Origin of the sequence: Streptomyces hygroscopicus subsp. hygroscopicus, assembly GCF_030269125.1 — a bacterium.
GTDB lineage: Bacteria > Actinomycetota > Actinomycetes > Streptomycetales > Streptomycetaceae > Streptomyces > Streptomyces hygroscopicus_C.
In genome coordinates, this window is sequence record NZ_BSSM01000026.1 from 32,655 (window position 1) to 46,410 (window position 13,756).

The 13,756-nt window shown below is 73.7% G+C and carries 11 protein-coding genes; 9 read left to right on the plus strand and 2 right to left on the minus strand.

The genetic code is table 11. From position 1 onward, the window contains the following. The first annotated feature begins 19 nt into the window (after window positions 1–19). From QSK45_RS36040 to QSK45_RS36050, 3 genes are all read left to right on the plus strand, one after another. Entirely contained in the window at window positions 20–1,042 is a 1,023-nt protein-coding gene (locus tag QSK45_RS36040; protein ID WP_285563157.1) for a GNAT family N-acetyltransferase, read from the plus strand. 105 nt (window positions 1,043–1,147) lie between these two features. Further along, on the plus strand, window positions 1,148–2,353 hold the full coding sequence (locus QSK45_RS36045; protein WP_285563158.1) for a serine hydrolase domain-containing protein: 1,206 nt from the start codon (window positions 1,148–1,150) through the stop codon (window positions 2,351–2,353). Further along, window positions 2,350–3,924, plus strand: coding sequence for an alpha/beta hydrolase (locus tag QSK45_RS36050; RefSeq protein ID WP_285563159.1), 1,575 nt, complete (start codon window positions 2,350–2,352; stop codon window positions 3,922–3,924). Before QSK45_RS36045 ends, QSK45_RS36050 begins: the two co-directional genes overlap by 4 nt. Window positions 3,925–4,125: 201 nt before the next feature. On the opposite strand, the gene QSK45_RS36055 is transcribed toward QSK45_RS36050, so the two are convergent. Further along, window positions 4,126–4,548: a hypothetical protein gene (locus QSK45_RS36055; RefSeq protein ID WP_285563160.1), complete on the minus strand. Its 423-nt coding sequence runs from the start codon at window positions 4,546–4,548 to the stop codon at window positions 4,126–4,128. Between the two features lie 150 nt (window positions 4,549–4,698). On the opposite strand from QSK45_RS36055, the gene QSK45_RS36060 reads away from it, so the two are divergent. From QSK45_RS36060 to QSK45_RS36080, 5 genes are all read left to right on the plus strand, one after another. Further along, window positions 4,699–5,442 carry an HAD family hydrolase gene (locus tag QSK45_RS36060; protein ID WP_285563161.1) on the plus strand — a complete coding sequence of 248 codons (744 nt, stop codon included), beginning with the start codon at window positions 4,699–4,701 and terminating at the stop codon, window positions 5,440–5,442. Beyond that, window positions 5,439–7,826, plus strand: coding sequence for a glycoside hydrolase family 65 protein (locus tag QSK45_RS36065; RefSeq protein ID WP_285563162.1), 2,388 nt, complete (start codon window positions 5,439–5,441; stop codon window positions 7,824–7,826). The genes QSK45_RS36060 and QSK45_RS36065 overlap by 4 nt, the downstream gene beginning before the upstream one ends. Window positions 7,827–7,970: 144 nt before the next feature. Then, on the plus strand, window positions 7,971–8,711 hold the full coding sequence (locus tag QSK45_RS36070) for a LamG domain-containing protein (protein ID WP_285563163.1): 741 nt from the start codon (window positions 7,971–7,973) through the stop codon (window positions 8,709–8,711). Window positions 8,712–8,748: 37 nt separating this feature from the next. Next, the gene (locus QSK45_RS36075; protein ID WP_285563164.1) at window positions 8,749–9,507 is read left to right on the plus strand and encodes a PIG-L deacetylase family protein; all 759 of its coding nucleotides are present in this window, start codon (window positions 8,749–8,751) and stop codon (window positions 9,505–9,507) included. Window positions 9,508–9,582: 75 nt separating this feature from the next. Continuing rightward, the gene (locus tag QSK45_RS36080) at window positions 9,583–9,798 is read left to right on the plus strand and encodes a hypothetical protein (protein ID WP_285563165.1); all 216 of its coding nucleotides are present in this window, start codon (window positions 9,583–9,585) and stop codon (window positions 9,796–9,798) included. 544 nt (window positions 9,799–10,342) lie between these two features. On the opposite strand, the gene QSK45_RS36085 is transcribed toward QSK45_RS36080, so the two are convergent. After that, a complete protein-coding gene (locus tag QSK45_RS36085) occupies window positions 10,343–10,894 on the minus strand; it encodes a putative immunity protein (protein WP_285563166.1) in 552 nt (183 codons plus the stop codon). A gap of 192 nt (window positions 10,895–11,086) precedes the next feature. Between QSK45_RS36085 and mgtA the strand changes: the two genes are divergently transcribed. Next, a complete protein-coding gene (gene mgtA, locus QSK45_RS36090) occupies window positions 11,087–13,720 on the plus strand; it encodes a magnesium-translocating P-type ATPase (RefSeq protein ID WP_285563167.1) in 2,634 nt (877 codons plus the stop codon). The last annotated feature ends 36 nt before the right edge of the window (window positions 13,721–13,756 follow it).

A 13,756-nucleotide genomic window follows, 5' to 3' on the forward strand; every position in this document is an offset into this window, starting at 1 on the left:
CCTGGTGCAGGGTTCATCCATGGCTGATTCCTTCTCCGCGGGGTGGCCGGACGGCTATCGGGTCCGCCCCGCCACCCCTTCCGACACCGGCACGGTGCATCGTCTGGTCGGCGCGTGCGAGTACGCGTCACACGGCCGGGCGACGACCGACGCCGATCGCATCGCGGCCGATCTGGGTTCCGTCGACGGTGAGTCGGCGTGTGACACGGTGCTGGTCCAGGACCGTGCCGGGGACCCGGCGGCGTGGGGCTGGGTGCGCGGTCGGCGGGCCACCGTCCATGTGCACCCCGCGCACCGGGGGCGGGGGCTCGGCACGTCCCTCCTCGCCTGGACCGAGGCGCGGGCCCGGGAGTCGGGGGGCGACCGGCTCGCCCAGACGATCTCCGACAGCGATCTCGCGGCGACGGCGCTGCTGCGGTCGGGCGGGTACGCCGGGCTGGTCACCGAGTGGCTGCTGGAGATGGCGCTGCCGGACGAGCCGGAGGTGCCGCAGCCGCCCGCGGGCGTCACGGTGCGGGCGTTTCGCGCGGGCGACGAGGAGGCGGCGTACCGGCTCACGGAGGACGCGTTCGACGAGTGGCAGCAGCGGCGGAAGTCGTACGCCGAGTGGGCACGGCACACGGTCGGGCGGTCGACGTTCGCGCCGGGCGCGTCGCCGGTCGCGTTCGTGGGCGAGGAGATGGTCGGGGCGGTGCTGTCGCTGGATCCGGGGGCGGATGCGCGGTGGGACACGGGCCGGCGTCTGGGCCTCGACACCGGGTCGGGGCCGGGGGCGGTCGTGGGGCCGGGTGTCGCGGGGCCGGGGGCTGAAGGGGGCGGCGAAGGGTACGTCGAGCGGGTCGCGGTCCGGCGCGATCAGCGCGACCGGGGCATCGCCCGGCTGCTGCTGCGCGAGGCCTTCCGCGCCTTCTACCGGCAGGGGAGGCGGGGGTGCACCCTGTGGACCCACTCGGACACGGGGGCACTGCCGCTGTACGAGCGCATCGGCATGACGGTCCGGCGCAGTTCCACGGTGTACGGCAAGGCGCTCCTCGCAAAGTAGCCGGCGCTAGGGTTTCCTCCCCCTGCCGGGCTGGTGCTGGCCCCCGTACAGGTCCGGCTGTCTGCCGGAGTGATCGCGCCGCGGGCGATCCCTACCGTGGTGCGCATGGCAATTCCTTTACGTTCACCCGCTCTTCGCCGGTGTACGGCGCTCGCCGCGGGCGCCCTCGCCGCCGTGCTGCTCGCCGCGCCGCCGGCGAGCGCCCGGCCACCGGACGCCTCCCGGGCGTGCGGTACGCACGAGGCCGTGCGCCGGGCCGTGCACCGCCTGGTCACCGAGGACCGGATCGCCGGAGTCGCGGTGCTCGCCGACGGTGCCGCCCCGAAGGCCGGTTGCGCGCGCTGGACCGTGACGGACGGGGTGGCCGACCTGCGCACCGGCCGCCCCGTGAACGCCACGGACCGGCTGCGCGTCGGCAGTGTCACCAAGACCTTCACCGCCACCGTGGTCTTGCAACTCGCGGCCGAGCACCGGCTGTCGCTGGACGCACCGGTCGAGCGCTATCTGCCCGGCCTGATCCACGGGCACGGCTACGACGGCCGGCGGATCACCGTCCGCCGACTCCTCCAGCACACCAGCGGCCTGCCCGACTACCTCGAAGCGCCCGAATGGGAACACCCCGAGGCGCTGCGCCACCGCCACTTCGAGCCGCGCGAACTCATAGCCCGCGCGCTCCGCCTGCCGCACCCGGAGAGAAGCTGGCACTACGCGACCACCAACTACGTGGTGGCCGGGCTGATCGTCCAGGCCGTCACCGGGCACTCCCCCGAGGCGGAGATCACCCGCCGCGTCATCGTGCCGCTCGGGCTGCGCGACACCTACTGGCCCGGTGACGACCCCCGTATCCAAGGACCCCACTCCCGGAGCTACTTCACCGATGCCGAGGGCCACCGGGTCGACGGCACCGACTGGAACATGACCTTCGGGGACGTCGGTGGTGCCCTGGTGTCCACGCCGGACGACCTGACGCGGTTCGCCACCGCGCTGCTCGGCGGCCGTCTGCTGCCCCTCGCGCAACTCGCCGAGATGCGGCGGACCGTGCCCGCCGACCCCGACCGGATCTGGCCCGGTGCGCGCTACGGGCTCGGGCTGATCTCGACGCCGCTGTCCTGTGGCGGCGCCTGGTGGGGTCACGCGGGGACGGTGCCGGGCGGCCACCGGTCCCTGGTGGCCGTCGGGCCCGGCGGGCGCAGTGTCGCCGTGGCCCTGAACGAGACACCGGCCACGCTCCAGGCCGAACTGGACTTCCTCGACGCCGTCGACAAGGCCCTCTGCGAGGAAGACCCCCCTGCCGAAAGGACAACCGCATGACCACCTCCTTCGAAGGCGACAGGCACCGCGGGCGCCGCTTACGCCGTCGCGTGACGCGGACCGGCCCGGTGGCCGCGCTGTGCCTGGCGGGCGCGCTCACCGTGGGCGCCGCCCCGGCATCCCCCACCGCCCCCGCCGATCCCCTGGCCCGCTATCACCACCAGCACCTCACCTGGAAGAGCTGCCTTCTCGGCCCCGACGACGAGACCGGCAGGGAACTCGAGCAGGCGGGTGCCCGATGCGCCGACGTCACCGTGCCGTTGGACTACACCCGCCCCGGCGGCCGTACGATCACCGTCGCCGTCTCCCGGATCCAGGCCACGGACTCCGCGCACCGCGCCGGCGCGCTGCTGCTCAACAGCGGCGGTCCCGGCGGGCAGACGATCGGTGATCCGCCGTGGGTGCGCAAGGCCATGAAGGATGTCGGCGGGCGGTACGACGTGGTGGGGGTGGACCCCCGCTTCGTGGGCCGCAGCACCGTGCTGGACTGCCGGTGGCCGACCGGCAGCATGATCCGCGGAGCGGGCAAGGATCGCGCCGGCTTCGACCGCATGGTGTCCTTCTCCGCCGACCTCGCCCGACGCTGCCGCGCCCACGCGGGTGACCTGGTGCCGTACGCGAGCACCCGCAACAGCGCCCGCGACATGGACGTGATCCGGGCCGCGCTGGGCGAGCGCCGGATCTCCTACCTCGGCTACTCGTACGGCAGTTACCTCGGCGAGGTGTACGCCACGATGTTCCCCGGCCGCATCGACCGGGTGGTGCTGGACGGCGTGATCGATCCCGCCCGGTACGGTCCCCGGCTGCTGCGGGGCACGGAGGCCGCAAACAAGCACGCCCTGCGCGACTGGGCGGACTGGGCCGCCGCGCACGACCGGGACTACGGCCTGGGCCGCACCGAAAGCGCGGTCCTCGCGACGGTGGAGCGGATCCGGTCGGCCGCCGAGCGCGCCCCCCTGCGGGTGGGCGGCTACCGGGTGGACGACCAGATCGTCCCCGCCCTCGTCTTCAACGGCCTCTCCCAGGACAATGCCTCGGCCTTCGGCGACTTCGCCCAGGGAGTGCGGGACCTGCGGCTCGCCGCCGAGGGGCACCCGGTGGCCCCGTCCCCGTGGCTGGCCGGTTCCCTCCAGTTCCTGCTGACGGGGCACGACTCCGCGTACGGCAGCGCGCAGACGGCGGTCCTGTGCGGCGACCGGGCCGCGCCCCGCGACCCGGAGACCTACTGGCGCGATCTGCGGCAGGCCGGGACCGACGACCGGCTCTTCGCCCCCGTCACGAACGACATCAACCCGTGCGCGTTCTGGGACGCCCCGCGTGAGCGGCCCACCAGGGTCCGCGCCGACCTCGCGGCGCTGCTGGTCAACGCCACCGGGGACCCGCGTACGGTGTACCCCGGCGCCGAGGCGGTCCACCGCGCCTGGCCCGGCTCCCGGCTGATAACCCTGCACGACGCCGACCAGCACGCGGTGTTCGGCGTCTTCGGCAGCGCGTGCGTGGACGACGCGGTGAACGCCTACCTCGCGACCAAACGCCTGCCGGCCACGGACCTCTCCTGCCCCCGCCCCTGACGCGTCAGGAACACATCAGCACTCCGTCAGGGTCCGCTGCCATCCTCTTCTTGTGAACGGAATCGGGGCGCAACCCCGGACCGGGAACAAAGAGAGGTGCCCGGAGCGGTTGATCGGGGACCGACGAGCTCGCCTCAAGGTCGGACCTCCAGGGGTCCACGCAGGTTCGAATCCTGCCCTCTCCGCCAGCGTGCTCCACCCTCAGTCCTCCGCCGGCGGAGACCAGGGCCCCACCGGGGGCGGCGGTCCCTCCCAAGCGCTGCGGAGCATCTCCTTGAGGCTCTTCGGCGGGGTCTCCTTCTCCTCCCGCACATGCATGAGCCGGGCCGTGGTCACCCGTATGTGGCACTGGTACCCCCTCAGCCCGAGGAGGACGACCCACGAACCGTCCTGCGCCAGGAAGGCGTGCCGCGCCTCCTGGTCTCCCGGCTTGGCGTGCCGGGCCAAGGACATCGGCATGTAGTGCAGGGCCGCGTCCTCGGCCACGGCGGCGACCCTGGCCTCGTCGCCCCGGACGCGGTGCGCGGCCGCCAGCTTCCAGTCGTGCAGCTCGAACTCGACACCCTGCACACGCTTCCTGCCCTGTCTGTCCTCCTCGATGAGGACGTACCACTCGGCGCTCATGATCCGCGCATCCTGCCATGCGCGTCACCGGTGGCGAGCGCCAGGGCCCGGGGCCCGCGTCCCCGTTCGCCCCTCGACCGGGCGGGTGCCTGCCGTCCTGCCGGGCGCTGTCGCCTCGCCGTCGGTCGCCGGGGAACCTAGCCTCGGAGTATGCCCCGGCTTCCCGCACACGTACGCGCCTGTCTGTTCGACCTCGACGGGGTCCTCACCCGGACCGCCAAGGTGCACGCGGCGGCCTGGAAGGAGATGTTCGACGCCTATCTGCGCGATCGGGCACGACGCGAGGGGACGGAGTTCGTGCCCTTCGACGCGGTGCGGGACTACGACGAGTACGTGGACGGCCGGCCGAGGGAGGACGGGGTGCGTACGTTCCTCGCGGCGCGCGGGGTGCGGTTGCCCGAGGGGGCGCCGGACGATCCGCCGGACGCCGAGACCGTGAACGCACTGGGCACCCGCAAGAACGAGCTGGTGCTGCGGCGGATCCGGGAGGACGGCGTGGAGCCGTACGAGGGCTCGGTCCGCTTTCTGCACGAGGTCCGGGAGGCGGGTCTGGCGTGTGCGGTGGTGTCGTCCAGCGCCAACGCCCGGGACGTGCTCGCCGCGGCCGGTATCGCGGACCTGTTCGACGAGCGGATCGACGGGGTGGTGACACGCGAACGGCACCTGCGCGGCAAGCCCGCTCCGGACACCTATCTGGAGGCGGCCCGGGGACTGGACACGGAGCCCGGTGCGGCCGCCGTGTTCGAGGACGCGCTCGCCGGTGTCGAGGCCGGGCGGGCGGGGAGGTTCGGGCTGGTCGTGGGGGTGGACCGGGTGGGGCAGGCGGAGCAGCTGCGGGCGCACGGCGCCGACGTGGTCGTGCGCGACCTGGCGGAACTCCTGGAGTCGCCGTGATCACTCATCCCAGTTACACCGTCGAGCCCTGGTCGCTGCGCGAGACCGAGCTGAACCTGGACGTGCTCGCGCAGAGCGAGTCGGTGTTCGCGCTGTCCAACGGCCACGTCGGCTGGCGCGGAAACCTCGACGAGGGCGAACCGCACGGACTGCCCGGTGCCTATCTCAACGGCGTCCACGAGCGGCACCCGCTGCCCTACGCGGAGGCCGGTTACGGCTATCCGGAGTCCGGCCAGACGGCGATCAACGTCACCGACGGCAAGGTCATCCGGCTACTGGTGGACGACCACCCGTACGACATGCGCTACGGCCGGCTGCTGTCCCACGAGCGGGTGCTGGACTTCCGTACCGGTGTGCTCAGCCGCACCGCCCGCTGGACCTCGCCCGGCGGCCGCACGGTGCGCATCACCTCACGGCGGCTGGTGTCCTTCACCCAGCGCGCGTTGGCCGCCGTCGTCTACGAGGTAGAGCCGGAGGACGGACCCACCTCCATCGCCATCCAGTCCGAGCTGGTCGCCAACGAGCAACTCCCGCACGTCGAGGGCGATCCCCGCGTCGCCGCCGCGACCGAATCCCCGCTGACGGCGGAGGAGCACTACGCCGAGGAGACCCGGCTGCGCCTCGTGCACCGCACCGACCGCAGCGGACTGCGCGTGGGCGCGGCGGCCGACCATCTGGTGGAGGGTCCCGAGGGCACCCGCTGGTCGGCTCAGTGCGAGCCCGACGTCAGCCGGCTGACGGTGACCGCGGACCTGACGCCCGGACAGCCGCTGCGGCTGGTCAAGTTCGTGGCCTACGGCTGGTCCGGTGAGCGTTCGCTGCCGAGCATGCACGACCAGGTGGACGGCGCGGTGGCGGTCGCCGTCAGCACCGGCTGGGACGGTCTGGTCGCGGAGCAGCGGGCCTATCTGGACCGGTTCTGGGCGGGCGCGGACGTCGAGGTGGAGGGGGACGCGCAGATCCAGCAGGCGGTGCGGTTCGCCCTCTTCCACGTGCTGCAGGCGGCGGCCCGCGGCGAGAACCGGGCGATCCCGGCGAAGGGCCTGACCGGGACCGGGTACGACGGGCACTCCTTCTGGGACACCGAGTCCTACGTGATGCCGGTCCTGACGTTCACCGCGCCCGAGACCGTGGCGTCGGCGCTGCGCTGGCGGCACAGCACCCTGCCCGCGGCCCGCGAGCGCGCCCGTCAACTGGGCCTCCAGGGCGCGGTGTTCCCATGGCGGACCATCGACGGGGCCGAGTGCTCCGCCTACTGGCCCGCCGGGACCGCCGCCTTCCACATCAACGCGGACATCGCGCTGGCCACGGTCCGGTACATCGCGGCGACCGGCGACGAGGACTTCGAGCGCGGGGTCGGGTTCGACCTGCTGGTGGACACCGCCCGGCTGTGGCGCTCCGTCGGCCATCACGATCCGGAGGGCGTCTTCCACATCGACGGGGTCACCGGTCCCGACGAGTACAGCGCCATCGCCCGGGACAACCTGTACACCAACCTGATGGCCCGCCAGAACCTGCTGGCCGCCGCCGACACGGCCACCCGCCACCCGGACCGGGCCGACGAACTCGGCGTGGACGACGAGGAGGCCGCGGCCTGGCGGGACGCCGCCGCCCGGATGGCGGTCCCGTACAACGAGACCCTCGGCGTGCACGAACAGTCCGCCGGGTTCACGCACTTCCAGCGCTGGGACTTCGATTCGACGCCGCCCGAGAACTACCCGCTCCTGCTCAACTACCCCTACTTCGACCTGTACCGCAAGCAGGTGGTGAAGCAGGCCGATCTGGTGCTGGCGATGATGGAGTGCCCGTACGCGTTCACCGAGGAGGAGAAGGCGCGCAACTTCGCCTACTACGAGGCGCTGACAGTGCGCGACTCGTCCCTGTCGGCGTGCTGCCAGGCCGTGCTCGCCGCCGAGACCGGGCACCTCAGGCTGGCGTACGCCTATCTCGGCGAGGCCGCGCTGATGGACCTGGACGACCTGGAGCACAACACCCGCGACGGGCTGCACATCGCCTCCCTCGCCGGGACCTGGATCGCCCTCGTCGGCGGCTTCGGTGGCCTGCGCTGGCATCTCGGCAAGGACGAGCGGCCGGACGTGCTCGGCTTCGCGCCGCGCCTGCCCGAGGCGCTGTCCCGGGTGGTCTTCACGGTGCAGTTGCGCGGGCGCCGGCTGACGGTGGACATCGGCCCGAAACGGGTGCGCTACCGACTGGCGGGGGGCGACCCGGTGACGGTCCTCCACTACGGCGACCCGGTCACCGTGACCGCCGGCGCGCCGCAGGACCGCCCGGTCCCGCCCCCGCCGGTGTGCCCGGAGCCGCAGCAGCCCCGGGGGCGGCGCCCGCAGGGGCCGGCCGAGCAGGACGAGACGTCGGAGCAATAGGCGTACGCGCCCACCGGATGCGTCCGGCCGGCGACCGCGGCCGGGAACCGGCCCTTCACCCGGACGGGTAGATCCGGCCAACAGTCAGGACCCGCACGCATGACCGGCCCCCAGGCGGTGAGACATTCGGTCATGGAGAGGAACATGGACGAACCGCCCCGGGGCGGCCCGTTACCGGGCGCCCCGCGTTTCCCGGCCGCGTCCGATGTGGTGTTCACGGCGGACTTCGCCTCCACGGCCCAGTGGGTCGCGGGCCGTTCGCGGGCGTTTCCGGGCGGCGGCCCGGCCCATCCGGACGAGGACAGGCTGGACCGGCTGGTGCCCGACCCCGGCTACTGTCGCTCGGGGGTCTTCCGGGCCACCCCGCGGGCGGACGGCCGTTGGGACACGGGGCTGTTGACCACCGAGGGCAGCCGGGAGGGGTTCACCGTGCGGCCGGGCGATGTGCTGGAGGCCCGGGTGCGGCTGCCCCGGGAGACCGGTGCCTGGCCGGCCATCCGGACCTGGCGGGACGGGGGTCGGGGCGTGGACGTTTTCGAGTACCACGTGGACAACCCCGACCATCTGGAGTTCACCAACCGTGTGCGCAGCGCCAGTTGTCACCTCCACGACGACGCGATCCGGCCCGGCGCCTGGGTGGACCTGCGCACCGAGTTCGGGCCCCGCTGCGTGATCTGGTCGCTGAACGGAGCCTCGGTGTTCGCGGACCACCGGGGCGTGGGACATGCCTGGCGGGCCCATCTCGTCGTCGCCCTCTCGGTGTGCGCCGGGCGATATCATCCGTCACCGGAGCCCGGGACGGGTGAGATGTCGTTCGAGGTGGGCAGTCTGACCGTGCGCCGCCCGTCCGGTGGTGCGCGTGCGGCGTACGCGCGTCCCGTGTGAGCGGTATCCCAGGTCCCCCGGCGAAGGCGGTCCGTCCGTGCATGTGCCCAGTCTGCTCGCGGTGTTCGCTCACCCTGACGACGAGTCGCTGTCGGCGGGCGGGGTGCTGGCCCGGCACGCGGACGCGGGCGCCCGTACCGGGGTCGTCACGTCGACGTGGGCCGAAGACACCGTTCGTGCCGAGGAGTTGGCCGACGCGCTGCGGATCCTCGGGGCCGGCGAGCCCCGGCTCCTCGGGTACGCCGACGCTCGGGTGCCGTGGTCGGCCCCGGGCCGCGCACGGTTCTGCGACGCGCCGCTGGACGAGGTGGTGCGTCGACTGGTGGCGCACATCCGTGCGTTCCGCCCGGAGATCGTCGTCACCCATGACGCCTACGGAGGACTGACAGGGCACCCGGACCACGTGCACACCCATCGGGTGACCGTGCTCGCGGCCCGTGCGGCCGGGCTCGCGCGGTTCCACCCTGATTCCGGTGCCCCCTGGCAGCCGCGCGCGCTGTACCTGGCCACCCACCCGGACTCGGCCGTCGCGGCGCTGCGCGAGGTGGTCGGGACGCGCAAGACGGCGTACAGCACGCCGGACGAGCAGGTCACGGCGACGGTCGATGTCGGGCCCTGGCTGGAGCGGAAGACCGCCGCCGTCCTGGCGCACCGCTCCGAGGTGGAGCGCGGTGCCGTTCCGGGACTGCTCGCCCATCTGCCCGCGCAGGAGCGGCGGCGGCTGATGGGCACCGAGTGGTTCGTCCGGCACGGCCTCGCGACCCCGGCACCGGCCCGGACGGAACCGACCGTCTGACCGTCGAGAGGCGGGCGCACGTCCGATTGGCCATGCTGGGCTGAGAGTGGCAGTTCTCGCGACAAGGAGCACGGCATGCCGACGGACACGGTCGGACGATTCATGGCGGCCCTGGACCCCGATCAGCGGGAGACCATCGGCGCGAAGCCGCGCGCCGAGCAGGAGCAGCTGGCGGCGGCCTGGGAGCGGGAGCTGGAGGCGGACGACGAACTGGACACCCTGGACGAGCTGTCCCCACCGGCCGCGGAGGCCGAGGCGGCACGCCGCGTCCTGCACCGCGAGGCGGGCTGAACGACCGCCGCACGCCCCTGGGACGCCCTCCGCCCCCGACCCGTGAAGCCGGACGGCGCCGACCGCCTTGCCCCGGTCGTCCGCCGGGGCGAGACGCAAGGCCGGGCCAACGATCATCTCCGAGCCGAGACGTCCCCCCGTCACCGGTCACAGGCCGGGGACGGACCGCCCACCGCCCCACCGTGGGCCACGAGGCCGAGTGGCGTCCGCCGCCGGGCCCGAGGCAGGTCCTGGGCCAGGGCCCGGAGCGACAACCGTCAGGGCCCGGAGACGGCCCCGCGATGTCATGGCCGGCCAGGCCGGGGCGGGCAGGTCCTCGGTCCGGGGCGCCCCGCCGGGCCCCGCGTCCCGAGCACGGGCGGCACCGGCCTGCCCTCCCGCCCCCGGGCCGAAGCGCCCGGCGAGTGGCCGTCGGCGGACCCCCGAGATGGCCCGCCGCGCCGTGGGCAGCGCGGCCGGCGGCACCCACGGCCCGGAGCCGAGGGCCCGCCGCCTCATGGCCGAGAGGCGGGACACCGGCGTCGTCCGGCGGGACATCCCCGTCTCAGGCCCGCAGCGCGCTGTCCAGTTCCCGGATGAATCCGCCCACGCGGCCCCCTCCGGGAGGTGCGACGGGCAGTCGGCCGAGTACGACGGTGACCGCGGCCGGGGCGTGACCGCGCGCCCATGCGAGGGCCGCGGCGGCGACCGCCGGGTCCTCGGCGGCCGCCAGCTCCGCCGCCCGTGCCGCGTGGGCCGCCGCGCCGAGGATGTGTTTGACCTGGTGGGCGTCGGCGAGGGGGTGGAGGAACGCGGCACCGGCCGCGTGGCTCGCGGCGCGGGCGGCGTCGGCGGCGACCGGTGAGCCGGCCTCCCGCGCCGCGCGGAACGCCGCGAACCCGCAGCGGCGCAGCGCCTGGGTGCGCCGGCCGCCGTCGGCGAAGGCACGGGCCGCGTCGACGGCCTCGCGGGGGCGGGCGTCGGCGGCGACGCTCTGTTCGAAGAGGGGCAGTGCCCTGCTCGCGCAGTCGGCCGCGTATCCCGTGATCTTCCGCAGTTCGTCCTCGGTCAGCTCTATCCGGTCCGGCCGGTCCGTTTTCCCTGGCGTGGTCGGCATCGCCCCATCCTGCCGCGGACCGGCCCCGCGCCGCAGGACGTTGAGTCGGCCGGGATGGCCCGAACGGCCCCGTGGCGATCTCGGGGCGGACGCGGAGACTGGTGACCGAGCGGCCGGTGAGGCCGACGTCCTCTCGGGCAGGAGCTTCCTCGTCATGCAGCACCGCACCAGTGTCGTCATCAGGGGCCGGGCATGGTGACCACGGCCGTGGGCGCCGGCCCCGGTGCCGCGAGCGGGATCGGCGCGGCGGCGGCGCGGCCCGGCGAGGAGGTGCTGCGCGAACTGGGCGTGGCGGAGACCGGGCTGGCCGGGGAGGAGGCGGAGCGGCGGCTGGTGCGCTGGGGGCCGAACGCGGTCCGCTCGCACCGGGCGCGCGGTCTGCTCGTCCTCTGGCACCAGGTGCGCTCCCCTCTGCTCGGCCTGCTGCTGGCCGCCGCTGTCGTGTCGTACTTCGTCGGCGAACGCAACGACGCGGTGATCATCGCGGTGATCGTCGCCCTCTCGGTCGGTCTCGGCTTCGTCAACGAGTACCGGGCGGAGAAGACCGCCGAATCCCTGCACGCCCGCATCCGGCACCAGGTGCTGGTGCTGCGCGACGGCCGTCCGCAAGAGGTCGACGTCACCCGGCTGGTCCCGGGCGACGTGGTGGAGCTGCGGCTCGGCGATGTGGTACCCGCGGATCTGCGGCTGCTGTCGGTGACCGAGCTGAGCTGCGACGAGTCCGCGCTGACCGGCGAGTCCCTGCCGGTCGCCAAGGACACGGCGGCCGTGCCCGCCGGCTCCGCGCTCGCGGAGCTGACCGGATGTGCGCTGATGGGCAGCGTGGTGCACGCGGGCAGCGGGCGGGGGGTGGTGGTCGCGACGGGCGCGCGCACCGAGTTCGGGGCGATCGCGGCCGGGCTCGGCGAGCACCAGCTGGAGACCGAGTTCCAGGTGGGGCTGCGGCGCTTCTCCATGCTTCTGGTCTACGTCGCGGGCGCGCTGACCACGACGATCTTCGTGATCAACGTGGTGCTGCACAAACCGCTCATCGACGCCCTGCTGTTCTCCCTCGCGATCGCGGTCGGCATCACGCCCCAGTTGCTCCCGGCGGTGGTCTCCACCAGCCTCGCGGCCGGTTCGCGGCGGCTGAGCAGGCTCAAGGTGCTGGTCAAGCGGCTGGTGTGCATCGAGGACCTCGGCGACGTGGACGTCCTGTTCACCGACAAGACCGGCACGCTGACGCTGGGGCGCATCGAGTTCATGCGGCCGGTGCCGCTGGGCGGCGACTCGGCGCAGGACGTGTTGCGGTGGGGGCTGCTGTGCACGGAGACGGAGTTCGACCAGGGCCGGGCGGTCGGCGGCAACCCGCTGGACGCGGCGCTGTGGGCCTCCCCCGCGGCCGACGCCCAGCGCGCCGCGGTGGCCGGGTGCGCCAAGGTGGGGCTGCTGCCGTTCGACCATGAGCGGCGGCTGGTCTCCGTGACCGTCACCGACGCCTCGGGCGCCGCGCTGCTGGTGACCAAGGGCGCCCCGGAGACCGTACTGGAGCGCTGTGGACAGGTGCCGGAGGACGCGCGCCGGCGGCTGGAGGCGGAGTTCGCGGCGGGCAACCGGGTGGTGGCCGTCGCCACGCGCCCCCTGCCGACCGCCGCGGCGCCCACCGCCGAGGACGAACGGGGCCTCCGGCTCGCCGGGCTGCTGGTCTTCCTGGACCCGCCGAAGCCGGACGCGGCGGCGGCGCTCGAACGGCTGGCCGGGCTCGGGATCGGCGTGAAGATCGTGACCGGGGACAATGCCGCGGTGGCCGTGAAGGTCTGCCACGACCTGGGGCTCGGCGAGGTCTCCGCGCTCACCGGCACGGAGCTGGACGGCCTGGACGACGCCGAGCTGACCGCCGCCATCGCCCGGACGACCGTGTTCGCGCGGGTGAGTCCGGAGCAGAAGGCGCGGATCGTCCGGTTGCAGCGGCAGACGGGCAGCGATGTCGCCTTCCTGGGTGACGGCGTCAACGACGCGCTCGCCCTGCACGCCGCCGACGTGGGTATCTCCGTGGACTCGGCCACCGATGTCGCCAAGGACGCGGCGGACATCATCCTGCTGGAGAAGAGCCTCGGCGTCCTCGCGAACGGGGTCGCCGAGGGGCGGCGCATCTTCGCCAACACGATCAAGTACGTGCTGATGGGGACGTCCAGCAACTTCGGCAACATGTTCAGCGCCGCCGGTGCCTCCCTCTTCCTGAGCTTCCTGCCGATGCTGCCCTCGCAGATCCTGCTGAACAACCTGCTGTACGACACCAGCCAGCTGGCGATTCCCACCGACGAGGTGGACGAGGAGCAGGTCCGCCGCCCGGCGCACTGGGACATCGCGTTCATCCGCCGGTTCATGCTGTGCTTCGGCCCGATCAGCTCGGTGTTCGACTTCGCCACCTTCGGGGTCATGCTGTGGGTCTTCCACGCCGGGCCCGCGCAGTTCCGCACCGGCTGGTTCGTGGAGTCCCTCGCCACCCAGACCCTGGTCATCTTCGCGATCCGCACCCGGCGCAGCCCGTTCTGGCGCAGCCGGGCGAGCCTGCCGCTGGTGCTGACCACACTGGCCGTGGTCGTCATGGCGGCCGTGCTGCCGATCACCCCGCTCGCCCCCACCCTCGGCTTCCAGCGGCTTCCCCTCGGCTACTTCGCCGCGCTGTCCGGGATGGTGGTGTGCTACCTCGCCCTGGTGGAGGTGGCCAAGCGCCTCTTCTACCGGACCCGGCCCGGCGAGGCCGGCCCGCGCGCCGCGGTCGGCCGCCGCCACCTGCGGCGCCGCGCGGCCCGCTTCAGCACGGTCGGCCGGGTGGCCCACTGAGGGACGTCTCACCGGACCCTGCCGCCGGGTCCGGCG

Excerpts from the sequence above, each read along its gene's own strand:
- QSK45_RS36040 (WP_285563157.1), top strand. The coding sequence starts at position 20 with ATGGCTGATTCCTTCTCCGCGGGGTGGCCGGACGGCTATCGGGTCCGC.
- QSK45_RS36045 (WP_285563158.1), top strand. The coding sequence starts at position 1,148 with ATGGCAATTCCTTTACGTTCACCCGCTCTTCGCCGGTGTACGGCGCTC.
- QSK45_RS36050 (WP_285563159.1), top strand. The coding sequence starts at position 2,350 with ATGACCACCTCCTTCGAAGGCGACAGGCACCGCGGGCGCCGCTTACGC.
- QSK45_RS36055 (WP_285563160.1), bottom strand. The coding sequence starts at position 4,548 with ATGAGCGCCGAGTGGTACGTCCTCATCGAGGAGGACAGACAGGGCAGG.
- QSK45_RS36060 (WP_285563161.1), top strand. The coding sequence starts at position 4,699 with ATGCCCCGGCTTCCCGCACACGTACGCGCCTGTCTGTTCGACCTCGAC.
- QSK45_RS36070 (WP_285563163.1), top strand. The coding sequence starts at position 7,971 with ATGGACGAACCGCCCCGGGGCGGCCCGTTACCGGGCGCCCCGCGTTTC.
- QSK45_RS36080 (WP_285563165.1), top strand. The coding sequence starts at position 9,583 with ATGCCGACGGACACGGTCGGACGATTCATGGCGGCCCTGGACCCCGAT.
- QSK45_RS36085 (WP_285563166.1), bottom strand. The coding sequence starts at position 10,894 with ATGCCGACCACGCCAGGGAAAACGGACCGGCCGGACCGGATAGAGCTG.
- mgtA (WP_285563167.1), top strand. The coding sequence starts at position 11,087 with ATGGTGACCACGGCCGTGGGCGCCGGCCCCGGTGCCGCGAGCGGGATC.